Below are 26,244 nucleotides of genomic sequence, written 5' to 3'. Positions count from 1 at the left end.
TCTGATTTCTATCTTCAACCTATCAAAATCCTACAAGCATATTCTATTAGCAGGCTCCAGCCGAACCACTCCCCATCTCGAAAAGCGATAGCCTTCCTCTTTCCAAAGATGAGGCCAATTGACTTTGAAAAACGATTGTGCCCGAATCTGCCCAGCGAGGGACAGAGCATCACCCTTGAACCTGCTTTTTTCAAGCACTGATTGAAGAGGTACTGGAGTTTCATGAGTTCCAGCATCCCAAATGAGAAAACACTGCTGGGAACTCACGATAGATGGTGTGAATTTTCCAAGCTTATGGCGAGCCTTTGGAAAGTGTGCCCGCATATTACCGCCCGTATAATCATCAAGAGAAACGATTGTCGCCCGCGAAATTTCTGGAAAAGCATGCTCCAACCGCTCTACAAATCTGGCATATGGCATCATCTGGCGACACGTCCCACCACAACTAACCGTATCAGGCGCCAAAAAGCCCAAAGTTCTTACCAAGAAAACCAAGAGAACCGACCCCAGAATAATCCATTGCATTATCCAGTTTTTCTGCGGGCTAAATGGCTTTCGGGCAAGAGTGCCAAACAGGTAAACCGGTAAGAGCAACAAGAATGGATGCATTAGCCGTTCTTTAATATAGGTCGCTCCGCTCAGGGCAATTCCTACAGCCGCCACAGTGACTGCTGTAAGCATGAAGACCATGAGAAGTTGAGTAAGTTCATCAGCCATGCTGCCTTTGGGCACCGCCAGAGAGGGAGTGTCTGAGTGAGTTTTAAAGAACAGCTCCCGCCAATAAAGCCCCAAAAAGATTGGCAGGAGGGGACTTGCAAACCCTAAAAGGCTTAGTGCAAGAGTTACCTCTCCTTGAAACACACTTTGCCAATGTGCCCGAGAAACACCACTAAGCATAACTCCCTGCACACTCATTGGCCACGATTGATCCGCCGTCAGAACCCAAGAGCTAAAGGGGCTGATTATTGCCAAGGCAACTCCTCCCCCGATAACCCAGTCAGCAACTTTTATTTTTTGACGCCAATACGGAAGCAGGCATGCGGAGAACAGCAGGCCAATGGGCACAACAATAAAGGAGTACTTCGACAAAAAACCCAGCCCCATTACGAGACCAAGCACGAGGATTTTAAGTAAGGTTCGCTGCAACAAAAGACTGACAAAATAAAAAGTCGTCATTGCGGTGGTCGCCATGAGAACTGCCGTATGCGTAACCCCTTCATGCAGATTGAAACCAATCTGGAACAGCAGCACATAGGAATAAAGGCTTAAGCCAGCGAGGCTTTTTGAAGGAATAGCCAGCTGTGCGATTGCATAGATAAACACACCGGCAATAAAGACACACGTATACTTTACAATCTGAAAACTCCAGATCGTTGGCCCGACAATCTGCTGGACCATATAAAGAAGCCATTCATAAAGAGGCGGTTGACGCAGTTCATAGCCTAACCGCAAATCTTGAACAAAGACATTTTCAAACATGTCATCTGTTCCCAGCGTCGGGGAGATGGCTGCACGAAGAACAGCATTGAACACGCAATATAAGGCTAAGATACCTAAAGGGCTGAACAACACGACCGAAGAGGTCTTCCATAAATGAGGGAAACGCACATTTCTCATGCGTTGTGTTTTAGAGAGCGTAGACCCCATCGCTTCTCCTCTCTACACCCGAAACATCCTTGTAGTTGCAATAATCTCTCAGCGCCTCTTTATAGGCTGAGGTCAGGGAATCATGCCCTTCATATTCATCTTTCAAGGCTAGACCCAAACGTTGTGCCACTTTGTTAGAAACTGGAAGCGCTGTGAGCCAAACCAAGAACGGAGCAAGCAGCAACGGTAGCGCAACAGGCAATATCCAGAGCAATAGAGGAGTACCCTGCCCTCCCGTTCCACTCCCTAACCAAAGAACCAAGAGGGTCATGCTCCCAAAAAGGGTTATCCACCAAGTCCCTAAGCAGCAGCTTGAAAAAGAAAGTGTCTCCCCACTTCGGTGGGCAGCGGTCCAACCGCAGTCTCTCCCCAAAAGGATGTCAAGAATTGCGCGGCATTGGAACATCATCATCACCGGCGCGAGCATCGCCATAATTAAAAAAGTCAAAACCGCTCCGTAATAGTGGCGTACCCCACGGTTTTTAAGGCGTGAAAACCCTTCAAGCCCCGATAGTATTTGGGGAGCAATAAGGAGCACCGCAATCCCTATAACCAAGGTCCACCCCTCGCGCGAGCCAATGAGTGGAAATGTAGCCGCCCCCCCATACTCACTAAAGAATTGATGTCGATCTAAAAAAATAGGGGCAACTATACTTAGGCTGATAAAAAGAAACCACAGTGGAGCAGAGACATAAGCGGCAATGCCAAGAGCGAGAGAAAAACGGCTCCAGCCTTTTAAACCACGAGCCCCAATAATTTTTGCGTGTTGCAGGTTGCCCTGACACCAACGTCGATCTCTTGCCGCATATCCCAGCAGCGTCTCCGGTGCCCCTTCATAGGAGCCGATCAGCTCAGGGTCACAACGCACTGACCAGCCCCCTCTAACCAACAGAGCCGCTTCCACAGTATCGTGGCTGAGGATATGCCCACCTAATGGTTTGCGTCCCTTTAATTGGGGAAGGCCACAGTTTTCAGTAAATGCCCGACTGCGGAAGATGGCATTATGCCCCCAATATGGCCCCATATGGCCTTGAATACTGGCCAAACCGCGGGCAAAAGCCTTAGAATGCAAGCGTGAGGAAAATTCCAGCAAGCGCCCAAGCAGCGACTTTTGCCCTGTAATTATGGGGAGGGTCTGAAGCAGACCCAGCTTCGGTTCCCGCTCCATTTTTAAGACCATCTTCCGCAGCACCTGCGCACTCATCAAGCTATCAGCATCCAAAACGGTCACAAACTCATAGGCCCCACCACAACGTCCGAGAAACTCGGCAATATTTCCTGCTTTTCTACCCTTATTGCAGGATCGATGCCGGTAGTAACTCATTGGCCCCGATGAATTTCTCCTTTGAAAGTAAGCGAACAGTAATTGTTCGGCCGTCAATACTTCATCGCAAGATGTATCGGATAAAAAATGAATCGCGAACAGCGAACCGAGGTCTTGTTTGGTAAGTTCCTTGCTCAGCGCCTCGACACGGGCGAAGACATCTGCTGGATTTTCGTTGAATATGGGCACAACAATTGCAGTCATTTTATCGAGATTTTTTATCCCGCGATCGTCGCGCTCAACGCCCTTAGCTATGTGTTTTTGTGTAAAAAGTAGGCCCAAAATAACAATGCTTGCTCCCCAAGACAGCCAGAGGGACCCGAAAGCCAATAGAGTCAACCGAGAGTAATCCAAGGCGGAAAGTCCATCTTCGGCCAGATATCGGGCCCACAGCATAACCGCGCATAAGCAAAGGCATAGTGGGAAAATCAAGGCACTCACGCGCCTATACGTCAATTTGTTTTGTCGAGAACTCATGTAAAGACCACTTTACGCTCTCAGGTTCCTCTGAGTTTTTTTAGGTAATAAATTGAGAAGTCAAAGAAGTTCCGGTAGATTTTCAGTGGATTCAGGCGCGGCCAACTCAAGTCCTGCTCCGGCATAGACAAAGGCTCGGAAGGTCCCCTTTGATCTGTGTTTTTTATATGGGCTAACGCGTCAATGCGACGCTCGGGTGCATTCATTTCGACTACTCTCCCCACTGGTATAACCAGGTCTCTGACAGTGATGTATCCCGCGCTTTTAATTTGAGTTTCAACTCAACAGGAACAGAAAGATCATTTCGTGTCACATCCAGAAATGCGCGCCACCGCTGTTGGTTGATACGAGTGACCAGCACTGTATCCACCTCTCCATTAAGCATAGTAACTTGAGGTTTTACCTCCTCTGCATAAGAGAGAGATGAAAGGTTTTGCGCAACAAAATCGACAACAAACTTGCGGTGATATGGATTTGCATCTCTGGCCGCATGACCAGCCTTTCCAGTGCGGGTCTGCAATACCTTACCCAAATCCGGCAAAAGAGGCTCCTCATCACCCCACCGCATTGAATAATGATACTCTAAAAAGTCGCCGGGTTTGACCGGTTTTTTTGGTGTCCAAAAAGCAACAATGTTATCATTGGTCTCCTTATCCGAGGGAATTTCAGCAAGAACCACTTCACCTTCTCCCCAGTCACTTTTTGGTTCAATGACTAGGCTTGGACGGCGCTCATAATGTGCCTCCAAATCTTGATAGTGCTCCCTATCCCTATCACGTTGCAACAGTCCAAAACTCTTTGGATTTTCAGCACCAATAAATGAGAGTTGCAGTTTTTCAGGGTTAGTGAGGGGACGCCACAAATTTTCCCCACTTCCAAGTTGCAGGGACAGGCCATCACTATCGTGGACCTCAGGCCGGAAGTCATCTACTCGTCTGCGATCATTCTCTCCATGTAAATACATGGATGTTAAAGGGGCAATTCCTAACCGCTCTATTGGTTTAATAATAAACAAGCGGGCGATTACGTTGACTTGAGTTGTTGCGCCCGGTTCGATGACAAACTCATAGGCACCACGAACACTCTCACTAACCAGTTCGGCCCAGACCCGTATACTGCTCTCTTTGGTGAGCGGTCTTTCGACATAAAAACGTCTAAAGGTGGGAAACTCCTCAGGCTTTCCAGTGGCCGTATTAACAGCAAGACCTCTTGCAGAAAGGCCATAGGCACTCCCTCGCCCCAAAGCTCTAAAGTAGCTTGCCCCCAAAAATGAGATCAGCTCATCTTTATATCCAATACGGTTTATAGGGTAATGCAAACGAAATCCCGCAACTCCTGAAAGTTCAAACCCTTGAGTAATCTCTGGCTTAAAAAAAGAACCATAGGTAAATTGGGAAGTAGAAAACTGAAGTGGTACAACCACTCCATTCACAACTTCGTAAACTGATACAGGGGTTTGGAAAAGCCAGCCTGGATGAAACGCTTGCAGTTCGTAGCCTAGCTTATTGTCCCGCCATAGAGCATCCTCTGATTTAAAGCGAATAGCCCTATGCTGATCATAGGTCAAAGAGAGTAGCCACTCGGGCAGAGCCGGAAAACCATCTTCCCTGACGTTTACATTCTTTGCAGCCTCTTCTACAGAACGCGTAAACGCCTCGAAAGAGAATACTCCAGCTTCCCCCATCACCTCATCGCTTTGTGCAGAAAAAAATGGATATGTAATCAGTAGGCTTACACATAAGCTCATTGCAACTATTGTATATTTCCCCATAGCGTTCCTTCTAAGAAACAGGATAGCAAAGCAAATAATTGACAAAGCTGCTCAAGCAGGAAAGTCAGGTAGCGTTTAGGCCCATAAGTTCAGATAATATTCCTTAGTTTGATGAGTTTGGGTAATCTTCAATTTATATGTATGAAAATTTTAGCAGTTCTTTTTTGCACTTTACTCATAGAAGTAAATTTAACTACAAATTTAAACTTCTGTTTATTTGCGACATGTATGGATGCCTTAGTCAATGCGAGAGTTACTCAGACGTAAAAACCATGGGATCAAGTGCGCACGTGTATCAGGCCTTTTTGCAAGATTTTGTCCTCGCGGGCCGTTATGGATAAGCGCCGATCAGGTCCAATATCATAACCACGAGCTCAAAGCTCCGTGTCGCAAACTGGTTTTCCTGATCCGATCTTAGTGATCCTGGGTCCTTAACTGTCAGATGTCCCTTGCAATCCCTCCCGGCTTACCGACGAAACAAGCCACGTTCACACAGCCATGCTTGCCGGATCTCGATAGGTTTCTCCCTTTGTTATCATTGCCCATACTGTTCGCGCCATTTTATTTGCCAGCGCCACAGCGGCCACCAGAGGAGCTTTTCTTGCCAGCAAGGCCTCAAGCCACGGATGCCGGGGCGCGCCTTTTTTGCGGGCCCACCAAATAACTGTTGTCGCGCCAATAATCAGCAGCCTGCGAATATCACGCTGGCCGGCTTTAGACGTCTTCCCAAGCCGCGTTTTGCCCCCCGTTGAGTGCTGCTTGGGAACCAGGCCCAGCCAAGCGGCGAAATCCCGCCCGCGCTTGAACGTGGCCATTGCGGGGGCAAAAGCCTCTATCGCTATCGCGGTGATTGGGCCGAGCCCGGGAATGGTTTGCAGAATTTTTGCCGTACCACTGTTTCTGGCCAATGTCTGAAGTTTTTTCTCAAGCACCTTAATCTTTTGCGTATGCTCGCCAATCTGTTCAAAGTACAACCTCGCCATTTCATGAACAATCTCAGGAAGATGTCCCCCATCCGCTTCAAGACGCTGCCTCAGCTTCTCAACATGGACCGCGCCATGAGGGACGACCAGTCCATGTTCGGCCAAATGCGCCCGCAGCGCGTTAATCATTTGGGTTCGCTGGCGCACCAGAATCTCACGGGTGCGGAACACCATCGAACGGGCCTGTTGAAGTTCGCTTTTGACCTCCACAAAGCGCATGGTGGGACGGGCGGCGGCTTCGGCAATGGCAAAAGCATCGTTGGCGTCGTTTTTCTGGCGCTTAACAAAGGGTTTGACGTAAATCGGCGCAATCAAGCGAACCTCGTGCCCCAGCTTTCCCACCTCTCTTCCCCAATAATGGGAACTCGCACAAGCCTCCATTGCGACAAGACAAGTTGGCAGCTTACCCAAAGCCTTCAAAAAACCCGCACGAGAAACCTTCTTTGAAAATACGACATGTCCGTCTGCAGCGGCTCCATGCAGTTGAAAAACGTTCTTTGATAAATCAACTCCAACAACGGCAAGGTTCTTCATGGTTGCGTCCCTCTTTTTCCAAAAGCTACACTCTGCTCAGTATTGCAGAAATGCGCCGGGAGAGGCATCCATTCCATCATAAACAATAGGCAGTTTAATAATTACTTTCTACAAACTTAACAAGTTTTTAATTTGAGGTGTAAACATACTACTAATAAAAAAACAATTTCGCCCATTAAATACTAATAGGATGGATACACGATACCTCGGAAGCACTACAAACCTATAGCCTTATATTTTAGAGCACATCGCGTTCATTTGTATTCACGCTTTGCACTCTAACTTATTTAGTTTGAGCGAATTCTTGTCGTTTGATTGAACTCAATCAAACGGAACGCGCTTGTCTTATGCTTTTTAGTGTCTTCTGCGAATATAGGCCAATGGCCACCGTATTGAGTCGGGAGGGCAGTGGCGGTGGTCGGATCGGGACGCGCTAGGTCACAAGGGACCGTTTTAGAGTATGATCGGCCACCGTCTTCGCAACAGGCCTGAACGGATACGCAGCAGCCCAAAGCTCTGCACGACAAGCATAGGATACTTGCGAAGATGTCTGAGGTTACCATTGGTGTCGATATTTCGAAAGACCATCTTGATGTGTACTGCCTGCCGGATGAGCAGAGCAAGCAGTTTACCAATACAGCTGCAGGGTACAGACAGTTAAAAAGCTGGCTGAAAGGCCTGCCTGTCGCTCGAATTATTTTTGAACCCACAGGTTCTTATCACGGCGCTTTTGAGTTGGCATTGTCGGGTTCCTATCCTCTGAGCAAAGTTAACCCATGGCAAGCACGCCGGTTTGCACAGGCCAAAGGCAAGAGGGCGAAGACGGACCGGATTGATGCGCGCCTGCTGGCCCAAATGGGGCAGGATTTCCAGTTGGAACCAGACAAGCCAGTCGATGCAAGCCTATGTCATCTCAAAGAGATACGCGTTGCACGTCAAGCTCTTGTAAAAGAAGCCACGCAACTGGAGAACCGGTTGAAAACACAACGGGTGAACCTGGTTCGCAAACAGACACAGCAACGCCTGAAACTCGTGCGAAAGCAATTGGAGGCCCTTAACGCCGAAACTCAAAAGCAAATTGAGCAGAGCCCTCAAAGGGCGCGGGCAGCAAAGATTTTACACTCTATTCCCGGGCTGGGACAGGTCGCCGTCGCGGCGCTGGTGATTGAAATGCCAGAGCTTGGACAATTATCCCGTAAACAGGCCGCTGCTCTGGCGGGGCTGGCCCCCATGACCCGCCAGTCAGGACGCTGGCGGGGCGCTGCTTTTATTCAAGCAGGGCGCAAGCCGGTACGCGATGCACTCTACATGCCTGCCGTTGTTGCCAGCCGTTATAATCCAGACCTGAAAGCCAAATACAACCAGATGCGAGCGGCTGGTAAGCCTCCCAAAATCGCCATAATAGCTCTCATGCGTAAGCTAATCGAACTGGCAAACGCTCTCATAAAAGCGGACCGGCAATGGCAACCAAAAACGGCTTGACCAAGACGGATACTCTAATACTAAAACACCCGCTGCATGCAGCGGGTGTTTTAGTATTTTCCAAGAAAGGTGCCTACTTTTTAAAAAGAATGCACCGAGTTACCGATTTCTTGACTTACTCGAGGCCAATTTTTCCTTTGAGCATATCGGAAACCGCTTGTGGGTTAGCCTTGCCTTTGGAGGCTTTCATAACCTGACCAACAAACCATCCCAGCATGCCCGGTTTCTCTTTGGCTTGCTCAGCCTTTTCAGTGTTGGCAGCAAGAATATCGTCAACAATTGTCTCGATAGCGCCAAGGTCAGTAACCTGCTTCATGCCACGCTCTTCCACGATCGCCGCAGGGTCCCCACCTTCACTCCACACGATTTCAAAAAGGTCCTTGGCAATCTTACCAGAAATAGTTCCACCCTTAATAAGATCGACAATAGAACCCAGCTGAGTTGAAGAAACAGGGCTGGATGTTACAGCCAATCCTTCTTTATTGAGACGGCCAAACAACTCGTTAATGACCCAGTTTGCAGCCAACTTGGCATCGCGGCCCTTTGCGACTTCCTCGAAGAAGTCACAGGAAATACGCTCTGCGACCAGAATATCCGCATCATAGGAAGTAACACCATATTCACTAATGAAGCGGGCTTTCTTGGCATCTGGAAGCTCTGGAAGTTCCGCTTTCAGGCCATCAACATAGTCCTGTGTGAACTCAAGAGGCAACAGATCCGGATCCGGGAAGTAGCGATAATCGTGTGCTTCTTCCTTGGAGCGCATAGAACGGGTTTCGCCTTTAGCTGCATCGAACAAGCGTGTTTCTTGATCAATGGCACCACCATCTTCCAATATACCTACCTGCCGGCGGGCTTCATATTCAATTGCCTGACCAACAAAACGGATGGAGTTTACATTTTTAATTTCACAACGAGTTCCAAACTCACCACCTGGACGGCGAACGGAAACGTTCACATCAGCGCGCATAGAGCCTTGGTCCATGTTGCCATCGCATGTACCTAAGTAGCGCAAAATAGTACGCAACTTGGTAAGATAGGCCTTAGCTTCATCAGCGCAGCGGATGTCCGGCTTGGAAACAATTTCCATCAAAGCCACACCAGAACGGTTCAAGTCTACGAACGACATAGTTGGGTGCTGATCATGCAAGGACTTGCCTGCATCTTGCTCCAGATGGAGGCGCTCAACTCCAACTTCCACACGCTCGCCGCTTTTCATATCAAGGTGAATGATACCTTCACCAACAATTGGCTGCTTAAACTGCGAAATCTGATAGCCCTGTGGCAAATCAGGGTAAAAGTAGTTTTTACGATCGAAAACAGACTTAAGGTTGATTTCCGCTTCCAAACCCAAACCGGTACGAATCGCCTGCCGCACACATTCTTCGTTAATGACAGGCAGCATACCCGGCATGGCGGCATCAACAAGGCTCACATTCGCATTGGGATCATTGCCGAACGAAGTAGAAGCACCAGAGAACAGCTTGGCCTCGGAAGTCACCTGCGCATGGACTTCCATACCAATTACGATTTCCCAGTCACCTGTTGCACCCTTAATAAATTTCTTCGGGTCCGGTTTGCGCGTATCGACAAGCGTCATGCGATCAATATCCTGTTTCATTGCAACATAGCGCCTTGATCTTCGAAACCAGCGTATCCAGATCAAGTCGCATAAAAATCTCAGTTGTGTTGGGTAGTCTCTCTAGAGGCTTGAGGCAAGTCATTCTTGAGTAATTTTTTCATAGAACTCCCACTTTCCTGCCAAAGACATAAGCACCGTACCTTCCTTTTATTCCTGAGGCGCAAATAGATCACTCCATTTTTGGGCGCATAGTGTTTACGGCAAAAGCTATAAGAGCAATGACTGCTCCGCCCATAAACCTAAAGGGAAATAAAGCTAAGGCTCCTGCTTGTGAGCCAAAAAGGTCTGGCACGCCGACTAATTGTAAAAAAGCTTCTATAAATAAACTAAAAGCTGCGGCAGCAAAGCCGATTACAAATATTTTAGCCTTTCGGTCTAAGTGCCAGCCCATCCACACACCAACACCCAGAGCAATCGGATTAAGTAAACCCGCCACCCCTAACAGCACTATCCAGTTTCCAGACATCATTCCCCCAAAGCTCAAATCAAACCTAAGATAACTAAATGATAAAGACTGAGACAAGAGTTAACCAGTTTATTCAATCTTGAATGCTCAAATACCATCACTGATCGTGCTCTATGAGCATTAGAGGGTATCGCCGAAAAGTGGGTACCGGTTTTGGTTTAAATACATGCCTAAACAACAGGTTAAATCAGTGAGCTGTTTCAATAAAACGTCTCACTAATTTCAAATTTCATGGAGAACCTATTGAGGAGGCTAGAACCACAGCTGAAGCTTCTCACGATATTGAGTAACCAAACCATATAAAATTGACTTTCAAACTCTACCGGTAAGGTCCGGCACTAGCCAGTGTTTTCCATCAATCGAAAATGTATGCTTGTGCTACCGGTTATTAGGAAAATCAGCAGGAACCTGCTTACAAATTGGCAATGTGTTTCGCAAAATAAGAGGGTACTTCATTAATGTTAATTCTAAAACTTAATTAACTTGCCTTACTTTTTCCAAGTTAACTTTGGCAAAATTTGCTAAAATATTTTGACAAATACAAATAATCAATATCCCGTATTCTCATAAGCATAAGGAATAATAGAATGTACGGTGAACCAATTTCTCAGATAATAAGAGAAAGGTTAAAAAAAAGCCACGCTTCATTCTTAGCAAATGACAATATTAGTGACTTCATTACTAAGGAAGAACTTGGTGAACTCCAGAAAGAAGTCGCCCAAAAGGTTAGTTCTTTAATGGACTCTCTCATCATTGATGTAGAGAATGATCACAATACTATGGACACTGCCAATCGAGTTGCAAAATTCTATATTACTGAACTTTTTTCGGGCCGCTACACCCCCCCACCCAGCACAACAGTTTTTCCAAATGTAAAAAAATTGGAGAGCTTCTATATTGTTGGTCCCATCAGCTTCAATTCCTCATGCGCGCACCATTTGGTTCCAATCGTGGGAGAAGTCTGGATAGGTCTCGACCCAAAAGACGATCTACTCGGCCTTTCCAAGTTTCACAGAATTACTGAGTGGGTGATGGCACGACCGCAAATCCAGGAGGAAGCTACGGTTCAAGTTCTGGAATATATTGAGGAGCTTATTAAACCTAAAGGAATAGCCGTTTTAATTAACGCAAGCCATTATTGTATGCAGGGTCGTGGAGTTAAAGACCCGGAAATCTTGATGAAGAGCTTTGCCGCAAGCGGCACATTGAACAACGAGAAATCGAAAACGGACTTCCTGCAATTGATACGCCTGAATGGATAGGCAGTACGTACTGAAACAGAGCAACAATCTAAATTGAGGGTATGGGCCTCATTTGCGTTACAGCCCATTGCTTTTGGTTTTTTCTTTTAGAAGTGCGCCGTTTTCCGCGTAAAGCGCTGCAAACAAGGCACCAAAGCCGAAAACTGTTAGTCCTACTGATAAAGGCAGAATGGTATTATTAAAAAATTGGCCAACAATGAGACCCAGCAGAGTTCCTCCAAGAGTAGACAATGTGCCAATAACCGAAGAGGCTGTTCCGGCCATATGCCCAAGGGGCTCCAGAGCAATTGCGTTAAAGTTGGCTCCCATAAAGCCAAAGCTTGCCATAATGAGTGCGCATAATGTGACAAAGGGCCAAAAATCCACCATGCCCCCTAAAGAGAGGTAGAGCAAAATACCACTACATATTGTAAAAAATATTATTGACCCATGGGAAAGGCGGCGCATGCCAATACTAACAACAAGCAGTGAGTTGACAAGTGAGGTGAAGGATGACGCCAGAGCAATGACCGCCAATATGATCGGGTAACTATTGCCGACCTTATACACGCCAACAAATATCTGTCCTGACATGGTCAAAAACGTAAATAGCACTGCAAGAGCAAAAGTTTGCGCTATCATATAACCTAAAAACATCCTGTTTCCCAGTATTTGCCGAATTGTTTTGGAACTTGCAGAAAAATTTAAAGGTATTCGGCGACAGCGAGGAAGTGTTTCAGGCAGGCGCACAGCGCTCCATAAAAGAACACCAACTCCAAGACAGACAAGAAATATGAAGATGCCACGCCAGTTGAAAACAGTGATGATTGAAAGACCGAAAGATGGTGCAAGCACTGGAAACATCATAAAAACCATCATGACGAGCGACATAATGCGGCTCATGGCTCGACCGGAATAAACATCTCGAATGATCGACAAACTAATAACAACGGTTCCTGCGCAGCTGGCACCCTGCAACAACCTAGCCATCAAAAACTCTACCTGACTTTGCGATATCAGGGCAAATATACTGGAGGATATGTACAATATCAGTGCGAGTAAAATTAAGTTTCTTCGCCCATACCTGTCGGAAAACAAACCATAAACTACTTGAGTAGATCCGAAACCAATTAAGTAGACAGTGACTATAGACTGCAGATCATTCTCGTGCGGCATAGATAGATACTTACTAATATCTGGAAGAGCCGGAAGCATGGAATCCATAGCAAACGCATGTAAAGCCATAAAGGCTGACATCATACAAACAAACTCTGTCGCTCCTATTCTTGGAGGGGGGTGTGAGCCTTCACCCACCGTGGACAAGAATAAAGCTCCCTTGCGCGGTGATTTTACACGCATTTCCGGATCCTTATCGTTTTGCATAGCCTCCCAGAAAATATAGGCGGAAGAGGTTTAGAGCACATCGCGTTCATTCGCATTCACGCTGTGCACTCTAACTTATTTATTTTGAGCGAATTCTTGTCGTTTGATTGAACCCAATCAAACGGAACGCGCTCTAATGTAACCAAGATAGAGAAGTGATCTCTGTTTACTCCGGGATATTCTCTATAAAAGGCATCTAGAACCCTATATGTCCTGCAAACGCGAAGTTTTAGAAAATTACAAGTGTTTCTTGGGACTCTCCTCCGGCAGGAAGTGGATTAGAAACCAGGTGAGCAGCTGAAATGAACCTTGCACCATGTGATTTTGAAGTAGGTCGAACTTCATGACAATTAGGTCTGCAATAAAAAAGGCGAGCCACAAACCCATTGAAATGATGAAGGCCGCATCTACATTCCGCATCCACCGTTCCCGAGAAGCCATCGAAGTGAATGCAGCGCGTAAGAACACAATGACATTCAAAAAAAGCCAGATTACGATCCCCCAGAACAAAACAGCTACTACAAAGGGAGGCGTATTATATATCTCTAACGAAGATGCGAGATAAGGGTAATTCAAATCCGGGACCCAAGAATACGAAATCACACCCGTATGTTTTAAGCCTCCGAGAAAATCAGTTAGAAAAGCAACCGTAGACCAGACCAACCAAAATAAAATTATAAACTTCTTAAAAGAACGAATACTTATGGTCATATCATCCTACAACTATATTTAAACACCAGAAGCAAATTTAATTTAGTCAGAACAAAACAATCGAAATACAATCTAAACCAAAACTGAAGTAGACACATATTTTCAAATAAATATTAGTAAATACAACTTATATTGGGCTTATTTACTAGATGAATAATTAACAAGAAGAAACATGAATTATTGCCGGCCGAAATAAGGTTCTTCATAAAATGCTCGATAATAAAGATACTGAAACGCTTAAGTCCATCAAGGTTAAGCTCATGAACGAGCTGAGTATACACTCAAAACTAACAGTTCTTCAGGGCCCATTTCGCGGCCAAAAGCTCTCTAGAAATGCGTACTGGGGAGGTACAGACATTACTGCCAAAATACTTGGCAATTATGAACGGGAAGTACAATCTACCATTCAAAACCTGTCTACTAAAGGGTTTCGGTATCTGGTAGACATTGGGGCTGGAGATGGTTTTTATGCAGTCGGCGCCTTACATTCCAAGCTTTTTGATAAAGTACTTGCATACGAACGGGCAGATAAAGCACGTGAGAACATCTATTCAAATATGAAGTTAAATAGTGTAAACTCAAATAACTACAAGGTTTTTCCAGCCTCAAATACAGAGGTAATTTCCAAAAATATAAAAGAAGAAAATATAGATCCAACCAAGCTTGTTATCCTAGTTGATATTGAGGGGGACGAGTATAGATTAATTGATAAGTATTTTCTGGAACAGTTCTCTTCCTCATTTATTATTATAGAAATCCATAGAAGGCGGATTCTGGACATCTATGATATTGCACCTCCCCCAAGAAACCTATGCTTAGAAGAAGAGTTAAAGAAATTTGGGCAGTCGGTTAAAGACCGAAAAGTGGATAAACTGTATCGAACATCATATGAGATACCCTCTACACTCGAATGGCTCGCTGACTTGAGCGATGATGAGCGCTTGCTATTGCTCTCAGAAAGTCGGGATTCAATGCCTGAATGGTGGGTCATACATCCAAAATAAACGGCTACCTAAGGTTTCGCAGAAGAGACTCGCTGATCAGGAGACAATCTCAATACCTTCCATAGAAAACCATGAGGATAGCCTGCCAAAAAGTGCCTCCAGTGAGAATGTTGCCGCCGCAGTTTCTCTGACTGACCTCCTGTTGAGCTCCAGAGCTGCATGGTAGTAGCCAGCAATTGATGTGGGCGTTGCCTCTGGGGAGATAAATCCAGTTTTTCCATGAAATATGACTTCAGATATCCCCCCTCGATCATATGCCAGGACTGGGACACCTGATAAAGTTGACTCAATATTTGCTATGCCCATCGCTTCGTCCCACTTGGGTGTTGCAATAGCTACGCGCGCATTTCCAACTTTCCGAACAAATTCATCGTGCCCCACAAAGCCAAGCCAATTGACTGCGACTTCCTTGTACTTATCCATAAGATAGAGCTTGTAAGCTTCATTTTCTGTTACCCCCATTATTTTTATAGGTAAATTTAACAGTTTTGCCACCTCAAGCGCATCTTCAATCCCTTTTTCCGGCGCAACCCGTGATGCAGTTATCAGGTGTCTTTCCGAGTTTTCGTAAAAGGTGTATTTCTCACTTTCAAATCCTGCATAAATAGGGTCTGTAAAATCTAGAATTCCAAAACTCTTTGCCTGAGCGACAGTATGGAATGCCATTCGTTTGGGCGTTCGCCTGTACACCTTATTAATAATATAGTTCATGGGCCCTGTCGTATTACCCATTGATATTAGATGGAAAATTGGCACATCAAACATTTCTGTCATGAAAATTGGAACATAATCGTAGGAAAGATTCAGGATTAAATCGTATTTCTCTTGAACTTTGTAGGCTGTTTCCACGAAGGACAAAGACATATCATCTTCGAAAAGAACAATTTTATCCTGCGGCTCCAAATGCTGCATCGGTATACTGCAGGTACCAGAAGAAAAAAGTACCCTTCCTGTATCGCTTTTGATCATTGAGCCTTTTGGAGCAAGTATATCAATTTTGCAGTTGCCATACTTGTGAATGCAGTTGAGAAGCGACGCCAAAGTGATATCCACGCCTCCTGCCCTCCCATTGCCAACAGGTGCAACAGAGCTGGAAATAACTAGCATGTTGGTGGACATTCTTAGCCCCCCATATATACAACGCTGTTGTTTGGAGTCTCTTCCAGTTCAATTGAATAAAGGTAGCGGGAAAGCGGCGTTTCCTCTAATATCTGCCATATAACGATTGCGATATTTTCCGCCGTAGAGACACGATGACGAAAGTAGGGCGAATCCAGATCCAAGTTCTTATGGTCAAAATTACCGGTAATTTTATCATCCAGAACCTTCGCAACATCTGCAAGGTTAAGCACCATGCCAGTCTTTTCATCAACCGGGCCTTTCAGGCAAACAACCACACAGTAATTATGGCCATGACCATTTGGATTATTACACTTCCCATAAATTCTCGTATTCTCTTCGTCCGTTAAGAAGCTTGAATGCAATCTGTGGCTTGATGAGATCCAAACTTTTCTTTTTATAATTACTTCGGGCATCTCAGCCTCCTAGTGTATCGGACATTAAGTCCATGGTTACCCCGGTAATTGAAGATGCACCAAAGTCGCCACAGAGCTTAAACCCAATCTCCGCAACTCTCTCTGCGCTGGATGCGGCATTAATACTTGGAAAGTTTGACGAAAACATCTGAGTATCTATTGAGCCAGGGGCAAGGCAATTAACATTGATGCCATATTCCATCCCCTCGACTGCCAAACTCTCAGTTAGGCCAACGATTGCATGTTTGCTTGCGATATAGGCCGACATACCTTTGAACTTTTGAGCAAATCGTATTCCAGAAAGAGAACTGATATTCAAAATATTCTTCTTCCCTTCGTGCCGTTTCATATACTCAAAGGAGTAACGGCACCCCAAGAAGCAGCTATCAAGGTTCAATTGAATACTTTTTTGCCATAGCTGGTAGTCATAGTCTGCAAAATCTCTTAATTCCAAATACCCAACATTGTTGATCGTAATGTCAATGCGGCCAAACTCCTCATGGATACCATTAAATAGCTTAGTGACGTCTCCCTCATCGACCATATTGCACACGACACCACGAACAGTTTCACAGCCAAATTGCTCCTGTAACGCATTCATGGCAGCAGTCAGATTTGTTTCATTGGAGGAGCAAATTACCACATTAAAATCTCGTTTCGCCAAAAGTTCAGCGAACGCAAATCCGAGACCCCGACTGGCTCCTGTCACTAAGGCAACTTTGCGCATCTGACCTCCTCATAAAACATCACTATACACACACCTAAGAAAATGCGGCGTAATTCATAAGTAAAAATGAAAAAATCATTAAAATATCGCTCATTTTATACCAGAACAAACCCAAGCAATAGATGAAGCTAGGAAGGTTTATATCACCACCACAAGCAATCGCGCAAAAGAACGGATTCAAAGAAAAAATTTATTGCTCCCAGCATTTAAATTAAACTGTGCCCCTTCTGCACTTGCGTTAATATTATGGTCTCTGCTAAAAGCAGCCGGTACCAAAATTGGAGATTTTATGCGCTCTTCACGAGAGGCCCATTAAAGCCCTGTCTACTTAGCGTTGACGGGGCCTGCACATAAGTAACCTTCCTGCCACTCGCGGCGAGCAACAGCCGTTCGAGACAGGGTTCGTGCAACTAAAATCTTCGAAAATTATACAATGGACATATCAAAAGCTGAACAGCGCATCATGCATGTGCTGGCACAAGGCGGCTGTATTGAAGTACGCCGAGACGAAAATGGTAAAATCCAAAAACTAAATTGTGTCACCCGTGATGGTTGGCATTTCAACGCTCTGAACTTGAAACTCTTTCGCAAACTAAAGCAGCGGAAAATGATCAGCTCTAAAAACAGTGCGCCCTACCGTATTACCAAACTGGGCTTAATCCGCGTTCGATCTCAAGTTGATAACCGTTAAACTCCCGTAAACGCAGGGGAGATTCTTGGCTCGTCAGTCATTTCAGGCGAGCCAAGAACCATAGGCGATCACGCTTTGGGCACATACCGCACCGGTTGCAGCATTCCCACAACCAAGTGCCATATATTGTGGCAATGATAGGCCCACAAACCCGGGTTATCCGTATAAAACTCAATTTCAAGCGTAGTTCCGGGCGCAACCCAGACACTATCCTTCACAGGCGCAAAGGCCGAGGGGCCGCCCAACCCAAGCACCCTAAATGTATGCCCATGAAGATGCATGGGATGCACCATGGGAGACTTATTCACCATTTTCAAACGAATGACCTCTCCCTCGGACACATCTAAATATGTCTTCTCGGGGTTTGGGCCTGCATAGGGTTCTGGCCAGTAGTTTTTATTCATCATCCACTCGAACTTGGGCATATTGCCAGAAAGCAATACATCCAGCGTACGCGGCTCCACACTGGGTAAAGTAGACGGCTCCAGACTTTCCAGATTACGAAAGCTCACTGATTTTCCTGAAAGCACCGCCGGTTTATCATTGGCTTGGGGAACAATGTCACTTGTATGCAGAACTCCAAGAGCTTGCTTACTATCCCCCATAGCTGCTGCATGCAATGTATAGTTCCCGCTCTCAGGAATTTCTACAATCACATCATAACGCTCTGATGTTCCGATGAGCACATCATCGGCAACGATCGGCTTCACCTTATGCCCATCACTTTCGATCACCGTCATTTTTAGGCCATCAATTGTAACCCGAAAAAAACTACTTCCCGAAGCATTGATAATCCGCAGGCGCAGCTTTTCTCCGACTTTAACCTGCAATAGCCAAGGGTCAGTTGGAGGTTTGCCATTCACAGTGTATTTGTCGTAGGGAACATCCACTTCAAAGCGGCGGACCCCTTCAGGCAAATATGGCTCGTTGGGCTTTTCCCTTTCCTTTCCGGACCTGAGGGACTTGATAACTTCATCCCCGTCTTTTGCGATAATATCGTTCAACATGACCACCACATCCCTATCATAGGCAACTGGCGGATTATTTTCCTCAATGATCAGCGGCCCGAGGAGCCCATACTGCTCTTGAGTACTCAAGTGGGAGTGGTAGTAATAGCTCCCTGTTTGAACAAGTGGAAATTCATAGTACTGGGAACTTCCCGCGAGAATAGGAAGCTGAGCTATGCCCGGCACTCCATCCATGAGGGAGGGTAGAATAAGCCCATGCCAATGAAGGCATGTATCCTCGCTCATGCGATTATTGATGAGAACTTTGAAGGTATCACCTTCTGCGTATCTTATGGCGGTTCCCGGAAATATCCCCCCTGACAGGAGAGCATTTACACTGGTTCCACCAATATTGAGGGGTTTTTCCTCCACATTCAAAACAAAATCCGGGTCTGCAAATTCTACAGGCGGCATTCCCACTTTATCACCGGAGGTGGAATTAGCTTCCTGCGTGGTTTGTGCATGGGCCCTTCGAAAAGATGTAGAGGCGAGTGCAGTTGCTCCACCAGCAAGAACATCCCGACGCAATAAACCGGCCATGCATTTCCTCCATTTCTGCCTCTATTGCCTTGAAGTGTTTTGCTGAAACACCTCGAGGCGATAATTTATTGTTTTCACGTATCTTTATCCAAAAATCGGCATCCACTTTTCGAAGATACGCCCTAGGCTTTCTTTAAAAAGCCATTTGCAAAGCCATGAAGACAGAAAAACACAGGAGGCTATAGAAGCTTCTAACAATCCCTAGCAAATCCCGCAGGAAAGCTTCAGGAGACATTTAGAAAGCCGACTGAACTGATAGCAAGCGCGATGCCATGCGCCCTAGGCATAATGAAGCCGTGAGACCGGGTGATTCAACGCCACAAAACGCCAGCAAGCGGGAATGGTCACCATGCCCACCGCCCAGAATCTGGAAATCGGCAGCACGTGCGCCTTGAGGCGCTATTTTGGGCCGAATTCCTGCGAAACCCTCATGAAGTGAGTTATCGGGGAGTTCCGGCCAATAATGGCGAATTTTCTCATAGAATATATTTTTACGTGCTGGATCAACCGTGTAATCCACGTGGTCAACCCACTCTACATCAGGGCCAAAGCGGGCCTGTCCGCCCATATCCAGCGTGAGGTGCACACCAAGCCCGCCATTTTCGGGCAAAGGATAAATGAGGTGAGAAAACGGAGCAGACCCCGTCAAAGAAAAGTAATTCCCTTTAGCATAATAAAGCGGCGGCACTTCAAGGGAAGGGCTTTCCTTCTTGAGAGTCGAAAGCAGTTGATTACCACCAAGGCCAGCAGCAACAATTACATGCTCCGCCCTAAGTGAGTAGCCACCCACCATTGTCAATTGGTAGGCTTCACCAGTTTTTTCCAAGGCACTGACAGTCTCTCCAAGAACGACCTGCCCTCCGCGGGCCTCCAACGCACCTTGCAAAGCCAGAAGTAGAGCATGCGTGTCCACAATACCTGTAGAGGGAGAAAGCATGGCAGCATGACACGATAACGCTGGCTCCAATGCACGTACGTCTTGGGCACTGAGCATCCTCACGTCATCAACATGATTGATCCGCGCCTGCTCGTACAACGCCTGTAGTTGCGGCTCTTGTTCAGTGCTGGTTGCAACAACAAGCTTGCCTATGCGCTTGTGAGGCACCCCATATTCGCAGCAAAACTCATAGAGGAGCGCTTTACCTTCCACGCACGCCCGAGCCTTCAGGCTGTGTGCAGGGTAGTAAAGACCAGCATGAATGACACCACTGTTGCGAGAGCTGATCTCCTGCCCTACAGCATCGTGCTTTTCCAGCACCATCACCTCACGCCCTTCACAGGCAAGGGCATAGGCACAGGAAAGCCCGATAACACCTCCACCAACGACAATTGTGTCTACTGTTTCCATCTGGAAGCCCATAGCTGCCCATTATGTGAAACCAAACCAATGGGACCATACGTTTTCTAGATGCAAGCATACTTATATCGCCAAAACAAGCAGGCTAATCGAAGAACACAAGATTTGAGAGAGAGACAGCCACTCATGAATCTATTCAAGCTTGGCTTGTCTAAACGGATCAAACCACCTCCGCCCGCAAAAGTTTGTGTAATAATATAAGGGCAAGCAGCACGCAAAAAGCTTGCCCTCATACTACGGATTTTAATTGGGATAGACTAAAACTCACCAGCCGCCAGTTCTTCACGTTCCTGCGCTGCCTTTTCTAGGGAGTTGGCCTTCTTCTCGCCATCCTTATTCGTTCCATGGTCATCACCGGCACGCTCATGTGCTTGCGCGGCCCTCTCCTTGGCGGCTCGGGCATTTTCACGCTCTGCAGCAGCCTTTTTCTCGGCTTTTATTTTTTCAGCCTTATTCGTAGAAGCCTTGGCAACTTTATCCCAGTTTTTTGCTGATTTTGAGTGGTTATCAGAGGCTTTGTTTTCCTCATCAGCTGAGCTGTCTTCGCCGTCGCCCGCTTCACCATATTTATGCTTGCCACGCGCTTTATCCGCTGCCGCCCTGTGCTTTTTCGCGTTATCTGCACGGGTTTTACCAGCTTCAGACCAGTTACTTGCTGCTTCCTTCAACTGTTTAATAGTATCACTGGCAAGAGCTTCAATGTCTTTCAGCATCTGATCCATAACTTTTCCTCCCAAATGGAACAGCACTTCAGGGAAGCCCATAATTTTACAGTATCTTTAGTATAAGGGGGAGACAAACACCGGAATGACCGCAGCTGAACAGGAATTATAATATCATTTTCATGAATAAATTATTTTCAAGTCTTCTCATCCTCTTCTCTATTGCACACTGGGGCGCTTTCGCCTCTGAGCCAGCGACCTTTCAGCTGATCAACGAGCGGCTCTCCTACATGCGTGATGTTGCCCTTTATAAGGCGCAGAACCACCTGCCCGTTGAGAATGTAGCGCGAGAGGCTATTGTGCTTGAAAAAGCACAGGAGCAGGCACAGAAGTTAGGGCTCGATCCTCAAACCACGCTCAATTTCTTCAAAGCACAGATCAGCGCAGCCAAAGCCATACAATATCGTTACCGTACCCATTGGCTTTCCAGCCCAGACACTCTTCAAAAACAACCAAGAGATCTGGATAGCACCGTTCGCCCTGCTTTGATTACTTTAGGAAATCAGATTCTTAACCAGATAGCTGTGCACTTGCGCGAGAAAGGCCCCTATACTGAAAAAGATCGAAGTCATTTCATGATGAGCGTTAATGTCCCAAACCTATCACAGGCAAACAAAAATGGTCTCTTTGAGAGTTTGATGGAAGTACGCCTTAAGTGAAGGCGTCCTATATCCTAGTAGAGATCGTGGGCGTCGTTCCAGAGGAATTAAGTGGCGGGAAGTTCTACCCATTAAGTCCACTTTCAGGGTACCAATGTGACCAAATCATCCAGAAGAGCCCGTTATGCATAGGGAGCTTAGTCAATTTACCCTGTGCGACATTCCCATCTATATCGATAGCCTCCACTCGCGCGGTTTGGCCATTGAGTTCCCTATCAAATAGGCTCACTGTGTCCAAGTCCTTGTCATAGACCAGCACAAGCGGTTTTCCGGCTAACTGAAACTGGTAGATCGGGTTATCTTCTATAAATTCTTTTGAAAACGCCGTTTGTTCCCCATTTAAATCCACCCCCCAAACAGTTTCTTTTTGCGGTAATCTGTTGTCTTTCAAATCCAGTGTGGGAAACATGGGACCGTGATCAGGATCGAACTGGCGCTCCATAGGCCCTTCAAAAAGAGACAACAAAACCGCATCTAAGGGGCGATTATATTGATATTCGAAGATCTTTGCTTCTGGATACCGTTTCTTAAAATTGCCCCAGCTCATTAAGTCGTTGGGGTACACCTTAAGTTTGTCACCCGAAAACTCTTTTGTGCCCGTTATTTGCTGGATCAGGTCACCTGAGTTCTTATCCTTCATTACCATGTTATTATGAACCTGAATCAAAATAGCGAGGTTCATTTTCTTGTCATCAGAATTCTGGTCAACGACAACAGGAAGATTACTCAGCGCACAGAAGGTCATGGCAACCTCCTCCCCGCCAATGGTATCACCCGCTATATGTGGAATTTCTAGGTGTTTGCGCGGAAAGCCACGCACATCTCCGTTTATCTCCACGGCATAAATTACATCCTGATCTTTAAGAAATTTGTCGGCCTCTTTCATTGAAACGTAAGTTGCAGTGCTTTGAGACGTCGGGAACAACCATGGCAGAAGAAAGTTTGCGATTATAATACAAAGCAACACGCCAATAGTGGCCAACATCATCAGTATTCGGCTCATGAATTGGTGGCGACGGTTAATACCCCACATGGAGGCCAGCAAGATCAGGTTGATAACGATATAAACCCAACGAAATGAATAATAACCGATAACCCAATCGCGGGGGACATTAAGCGCTTGCCCTGCCTCTGTCATCACAATAGCAGGATAGATTGCTAAGAGGGCTGTCACCAACCCCAAAATAAGAAAAAGAAATATGGCAAGCCAGCTGTTGGAAGTCAGTTGCTTTTCTACCATTTTCTTCGCCTTTTCCATTTTCCACGGCATATTCATGCACTTGAGTGGGTTTGAAAGTTCTAGTGGCAAATCCCCAAGATTACCCTAATTTCCGTCCTTAATGCATGGTGAAGATGGATGAATAAAAATACCCGCTGCACAAGCATACAGCGGGTAAAAGGTGTTTTAACAATTAAACCAAATTGGTTGCTTATTTACTCCACCAATCCTTGGCATCAAAGCGGCCAGCAGACTGCTCAATGACTTCGCCCAGCTGGAACAGTGTTCCTTCGTCGAATGGCTTACCTATGAGCTGGAGGCCGAGGGGCAGGCCGTCTTTGTCGACACCTGCAGGGACGGAGATGCCCGGAACACCTGCCATGTTTGCTGTCACGGTGAAGATATCGTTCAGGTACATGGTGACAGGGTCAGTGATCTCACCCGGTGCGAATGCAGCGTTTGGCGTGGTTGGGGTGAGGATGGCGTCCACACCGTTTTCCCAAGCCAGATCAAAGTCGCGTTTGATGAGTGTGCGCACCTTCTGGGCTTTCAGGTAGTATGCGTCATAGTAACCGGCGGACAGCACATAGGTGCCGATCATCACGCGGCGCTTGACTTCATCGCCAAAACCTTCACCGCGGGTGTTCTCGTACATCTCTACGATGTCATCACCCGGGACGCGCAGGCCGTAGCGTACGCCGTCATAGCGGGCAAGGTTGGAAGAAGCCTCAGCTGGCGCCACGATGTAGTAGGCAGGCAGGGCGTACTTGGTGTGCGGCAAGGAGATTTCAACGATTTCCGCACCAGCTTCTTTCAGCCAGTTGATGCCCTGCTGCCAGAGCTGATCGATGATCTCGGGCATACCATCCAGACGGTACTCCTTTGGAATGCCGATTTTCATACCCTTAACGGACTTGCCGATAAAGCTTTCATAGTCCGGTACAGGAAGGTCTACAGAGGTTGTATCTTTGGCATCAACAGACGCCATGGACTTCAGCAGGATGGCGTTGTCGCGCACGGTGCGGCCAATGGGGCCAGCCTGATCCAGAGAAGATGCGAAAGCAACCATGCCATAGCGAGAACAGCGGCCATAGGTTGGCTTGATGCCCACGGTGCCTGTCAGTGCAGCTGGCTGACGGATGGAACCACCCGTATCAGACGCAGTAGCAGCAACACAGATTTTTGCTGCAACAGCCGAGGCAGAGCCACCGGATGAACCACCGGGAACCAGCGCTGTATCAGACCCCTCACGGCGCCACGGGTTCACCACGTTGCCATAATAGGACGTCTCGTTGGAAGAGCCCATGGCGAACTCGTCCATGTTCAGCTTGCCTAGCATCACCGCGCCGTCATCAAACAGGTTCTGGGTAACGGTGGATTCGTATTCGGGTTTGAATCCGTCAAGGATGTGGGAGCAGGCCTGAGTGTGTACGCCTTTGGTGGCGTAAAGGTCTTTGATGCCCAGAGGAATACCTTCCAGCGGGCGCGCTTCACCGCTGGCGATTTTGGCATCAGACGCTTTTGCCTGTTCGCGGGCGATATCACCTGTCACTGCCACATAGGCGTTCAGCGCACCATTGGCGTTGTCGATGGCAGAAAGGTAGCTCTCGGTGAGTTCGGTTGCAGTAAATTCCTTTGCGCTCAGCTTATCGCGAGCTTCGGCAATGGTCAGGTCAGTGAGCTTGGTCATAGGATTTAAATCTCAACAGTGGCCGCAAGCGGCTTTACATAAAACACAGATTCAGGGTGCTCGGGATAATCCAGAATAGGGCCGCAGCGGGTAAACCCTTCGCTCTCATAAAGATGAAGCGCGGCCTCATAGTTCCAGCCGGTCTCTAAGACCAGCTCCGACAGTCCCTTTTCCTTCGCAAGGGCTGTTATCTCATTTAGAATTTTCCTCCCGGCTCCCAGCCCTCGTGCCTGGCGCGAGGTAAACATGCGCTTGACTTCGCCAACGGCACTGGAATGAACTTTCAACGCACCGCAAGCAACCGCCACGCCATCGTTACGGGCCACAAACACCGTGGTGCCCGCCTCCTTCATCTGCTCAGGTGTCAGATGATGGCAGGCATCTGCAGGCGTCAGCTCGTGCAGTTCATCAGTGAGCCTCTCAACAAGAGCAACCACATCTTTCTGGAGCGGGTCTTCAATTTTAATGGATAAGCCCAAAGCAAATGTCCCTATTCAACAACCTTGGGCACCATGAAGAAGTTATCTTCAGAGACTGGCGCGTTGGAGATGATCTCGTCGGCTTTGTCGCCGTCGGTCTTACCGTCAACGCGCTTTTTCATGGACTGCTCAACGACGGAAGTCATTGGCTCCACGCCGTCAATATTCACTTCGTCCAGTTGCTCAACAAAGCCAAGAATGGTGTTCAGCTCGCCGGTCATCTTTTCTGCTTGCTCATTGCTCACTTTAATGCGGGCAAGGCCGGCAACACGCTTTACCGTGCTCAGATCCACTGACATGGTTCTCTCCATATGCGCACCGGCAAAAGCGCCGGATTAAAACACTAATGAAAAAGCTATAGACAAGGGAATGCGGCTGAGCAATGGGAAGCCTCTGATTACTCCTCAGCTAAAAAAGATTAACGGAACTTATTGGGACCGTTATTCTTAGAGTTTAAACCAGTAGATTTTACCTATTAAATGATAGTAGATTCTCTCTACCTTCCTTATCACCGAAAACTCGGGTATTTAACTTAATGCCGGGGGAGACGTCCCCATTCCTCCCAGACCCAGCAGCACAACAAGAGGCACCTAATGTCCAGTGATTATTATGTTACAGCGCAGGTTCGCGTGAAATCGGATGCTATTCAAGAAGCGAAGGATGTTCTTGGCGCCCTTGCAATTGGCTCGCGTACAGAAGCTGGGTGTGTTTCCTATGACTATTTCCAGTCGGAGGACGATGCATCTGTGTTTATCTCGGTTGAGCAGTGGCGTAGCGTGGAAGCCGAGGAGGAGCACTGGAACACCCCGCACCTCAAAACAGCACTGGAGAGTTTGGCTCCGTTGCTCGAAGGTGAAGCTGTCATAAACAAATATCGCAAGTTCACTTAGAGATACTGGAGCGTACCACCGAAAAGTGGATACCGGTTTTTAGGTGAAGGTACGCGCCTAGAC

Annotated in this window: 24 protein-coding genes; 7 read left to right on the top strand and 17 right to left on the bottom strand. The window is 46.9% G+C overall.

The window, feature by feature from the left end; all coding sequences use genetic code 11:
* Positions 1-30 precede the first annotated feature (30 nt).
* The 4 genes from P6574_RS06430 to P6574_RS06415 all read right to left on the bottom strand — a co-directional run bounded on the left by P6574_RS06430 (position 31) and on the right by P6574_RS06415 (position 6,736).
* Positions 31-1,647: a glycosyltransferase family 39 protein gene (locus tag P6574_RS06430; RefSeq protein ID WP_310619547.1), complete on the bottom strand. Its 1,617-nt coding sequence runs from the start codon at positions 1,645-1,647 to the stop codon at positions 31-33.
* Positions 1,628-3,448, bottom strand: a complete 1,821-nt coding sequence (gene mdoH / locus P6574_RS06425) for a glucans biosynthesis glucosyltransferase MdoH (RefSeq protein ID WP_310619546.1) — start codon at positions 3,446-3,448, stop codon at positions 1,628-1,630. Before mdoH ends, P6574_RS06430 begins: the two co-directional genes overlap by 20 nt.
* Before the next feature lie 211 nt (positions 3,449-3,659).
* On the bottom strand, positions 3,660-5,219 hold the full coding sequence (locus tag P6574_RS06420; protein WP_310619545.1) for a glucan biosynthesis protein: 1,560 nt from the start codon (positions 5,217-5,219) through the stop codon (positions 3,660-3,662).
* Between the two features lie 488 nt (positions 5,220-5,707).
* Entirely contained in the window at positions 5,708-6,736 is a 1,029-nt protein-coding gene (locus P6574_RS06415) for an IS110 family RNA-guided transposase (RefSeq protein ID WP_310619544.1), read from the bottom strand.
* Between the two features lie 546 nt (positions 6,737-7,282).
* On the opposite strand from P6574_RS06415, the gene P6574_RS06410 reads away from it, so the two are divergent.
* Entirely contained in the window at positions 7,283-8,218 is a 936-nt protein-coding gene (locus tag P6574_RS06410; RefSeq protein ID WP_310618894.1) for an IS110 family RNA-guided transposase, read from the top strand.
* A 115-nt stretch (positions 8,219-8,333) separates the two neighbouring features.
* On the opposite strand, the gene gatB is transcribed toward P6574_RS06410, so the two are convergent.
* Positions 8,334-9,818, bottom strand: coding sequence for an Asp-tRNA(Asn)/Glu-tRNA(Gln) amidotransferase subunit GatB (gene gatB / locus P6574_RS06405; RefSeq protein ID WP_310622112.1), 1,485 nt, complete (start codon positions 9,816-9,818; stop codon positions 8,334-8,336).
* Between the two features lie 211 nt (positions 9,819-10,029).
* A complete protein-coding gene (locus P6574_RS06400; protein WP_310619543.1) occupies positions 10,030-10,326 on the bottom strand; it encodes a phosphatidylglycerophosphatase in 297 nt (98 codons plus the stop codon).
* A 587-nt stretch (positions 10,327-10,913) separates the two neighbouring features.
* Between P6574_RS06400 and folE the strand changes: the two genes are divergently transcribed.
* A complete protein-coding gene (folE, locus tag P6574_RS06395) occupies positions 10,914-11,588 on the top strand; it encodes a GTP cyclohydrolase I (RefSeq protein WP_310619542.1) in 675 nt (224 codons plus the stop codon).
* Positions 11,589-11,645: 57 nt separating this feature from the next.
* Here the strand turns inward: folE and P6574_RS06390 are convergent, their stop codons facing one another.
* Complete coding sequence (locus tag P6574_RS06390; RefSeq protein ID WP_310619541.1) at positions 11,646-12,926, bottom strand: multidrug effflux MFS transporter; 1,281 nt, start codon at positions 12,924-12,926, stop codon at positions 11,646-11,648.
* A 415-nt stretch (positions 12,927-13,341) separates the two neighbouring features.
* Between P6574_RS06390 and P6574_RS06385 the strand changes: the two genes are divergently transcribed.
* Entirely contained in the window at positions 13,342-13,515 is a 174-nt protein-coding gene (locus P6574_RS06385; protein WP_310619540.1) for a hypothetical protein, read from the top strand.
* A gap of 355 nt (positions 13,516-13,870) precedes the next feature.
* Entirely contained in the window at positions 13,871-14,665 is a 795-nt protein-coding gene (locus P6574_RS06380; protein WP_310619539.1) for a hypothetical protein, read from the top strand.
* Positions 14,666-14,701: 36 nt separating this feature from the next.
* Here the strand turns inward: P6574_RS06380 and P6574_RS06375 are convergent, their stop codons facing one another.
* From P6574_RS06375 to P6574_RS06365, 3 genes are read right to left on the bottom strand one after another with little or no spacing between them, the layout of a single operon-like run.
* Positions 14,702-15,784 carry a glycosyltransferase gene (locus tag P6574_RS06375; RefSeq protein WP_310619538.1) on the bottom strand — a complete coding sequence of 361 codons (1,083 nt, stop codon included), beginning with the start codon at positions 15,782-15,784 and terminating at the stop codon, positions 14,702-14,704.
* Between the two features lie 2 nt (positions 15,785-15,786).
* Positions 15,787-16,200, bottom strand: coding sequence for a 6-carboxytetrahydropterin synthase (locus P6574_RS06370; protein WP_310619537.1), 414 nt, complete (start codon positions 16,198-16,200; stop codon positions 15,787-15,789).
* Between the two features lies 1 nt (position 16,201).
* A complete protein-coding gene (locus P6574_RS06365) occupies positions 16,202-16,927 on the bottom strand; it encodes an SDR family NAD(P)-dependent oxidoreductase (protein WP_310619536.1) in 726 nt (241 codons plus the stop codon).
* A 433-nt stretch (positions 16,928-17,360) separates the two neighbouring features.
* Between P6574_RS06365 and P6574_RS06360 the strand changes: the two genes are divergently transcribed.
* The gene (locus P6574_RS06360; protein WP_310619535.1) at positions 17,361-17,618 is read left to right on the top strand and encodes a YjhX family toxin; all 258 of its coding nucleotides are present in this window, start codon (positions 17,361-17,363) and stop codon (positions 17,616-17,618) included.
* Positions 17,619-17,686: 68 nt separating this feature from the next.
* On the opposite strand, the gene P6574_RS06355 is transcribed toward P6574_RS06360, so the two are convergent.
* From P6574_RS06355 to P6574_RS06345, 3 genes are all read right to left on the bottom strand, one after another.
* The gene (locus tag P6574_RS06355) at positions 17,687-19,165 is read right to left on the bottom strand and encodes a multicopper oxidase family protein (RefSeq protein WP_310619534.1); all 1,479 of its coding nucleotides are present in this window, start codon (positions 19,163-19,165) and stop codon (positions 17,687-17,689) included.
* 235 nt (positions 19,166-19,400) lie between these two features.
* Positions 19,401-20,513, bottom strand: a complete 1,113-nt coding sequence (locus tag P6574_RS06350; protein ID WP_310619533.1) for an NAD(P)/FAD-dependent oxidoreductase — start codon at positions 20,511-20,513, stop codon at positions 19,401-19,403.
* 266 nt (positions 20,514-20,779) lie between these two features.
* On the bottom strand, positions 20,780-21,244 hold the full coding sequence (locus P6574_RS06345) for a hypothetical protein (protein ID WP_310619532.1): 465 nt from the start codon (positions 21,242-21,244) through the stop codon (positions 20,780-20,782).
* A gap of 122 nt (positions 21,245-21,366) precedes the next feature.
* Between P6574_RS06345 and P6574_RS06340 the strand changes: the two genes are divergently transcribed.
* A complete protein-coding gene (locus P6574_RS06340) occupies positions 21,367-21,903 on the top strand; it encodes a chorismate mutase (RefSeq protein ID WP_310619531.1) in 537 nt (178 codons plus the stop codon).
* A gap of 64 nt (positions 21,904-21,967) precedes the next feature.
* Here the strand turns inward: P6574_RS06340 and P6574_RS06335 are convergent, their stop codons facing one another.
* The 4 genes from P6574_RS06335 to gatC all read right to left on the bottom strand — a co-directional run bounded on the left by P6574_RS06335 (position 21,968) and on the right by gatC (position 25,590).
* Entirely contained in the window at positions 21,968-23,179 is a 1,212-nt protein-coding gene (locus P6574_RS06335) for a DUF3179 domain-containing (seleno)protein (RefSeq protein WP_310619530.1), read from the bottom strand.
* A gap of 154 nt (positions 23,180-23,333) precedes the next feature.
* Positions 23,334-24,812: an Asp-tRNA(Asn)/Glu-tRNA(Gln) amidotransferase subunit GatA gene (gene gatA, locus P6574_RS06330; protein WP_310619529.1), complete on the bottom strand. Its 1,479-nt coding sequence runs from the start codon at positions 24,810-24,812 to the stop codon at positions 23,334-23,336.
* Between the two features lie 5 nt (positions 24,813-24,817).
* Positions 24,818-25,291: a GNAT family N-acetyltransferase gene (locus tag P6574_RS06325; RefSeq protein WP_310619528.1), complete on the bottom strand. Its 474-nt coding sequence runs from the start codon at positions 25,289-25,291 to the stop codon at positions 24,818-24,820.
* 11 nt (positions 25,292-25,302) lie between these two features.
* A complete protein-coding gene (gatC, locus tag P6574_RS06320; protein WP_310619527.1) occupies positions 25,303-25,590 on the bottom strand; it encodes an Asp-tRNA(Asn)/Glu-tRNA(Gln) amidotransferase subunit GatC in 288 nt (95 codons plus the stop codon).
* Positions 25,591-25,884: 294 nt separating this feature from the next.
* On the opposite strand from gatC, the gene P6574_RS06315 reads away from it, so the two are divergent.
* Positions 25,885-26,181, top strand: a complete 297-nt coding sequence (locus P6574_RS06315; RefSeq protein ID WP_310619526.1) for a putative quinol monooxygenase — start codon at positions 25,885-25,887, stop codon at positions 26,179-26,181.
* Positions 26,182-26,244 lie beyond the last annotated feature (63 nt).

Source organism: Pseudovibrio sp. M1P-2-3 (genome assembly GCF_031501865.1).
GTDB classification, from domain to species: Bacteria; Pseudomonadota; Alphaproteobacteria; order Rhizobiales; family Stappiaceae; genus Pseudovibrio; species Pseudovibrio corallicola.
This window is presented reverse-complemented; position numbering and strand designations above follow the sequence as displayed.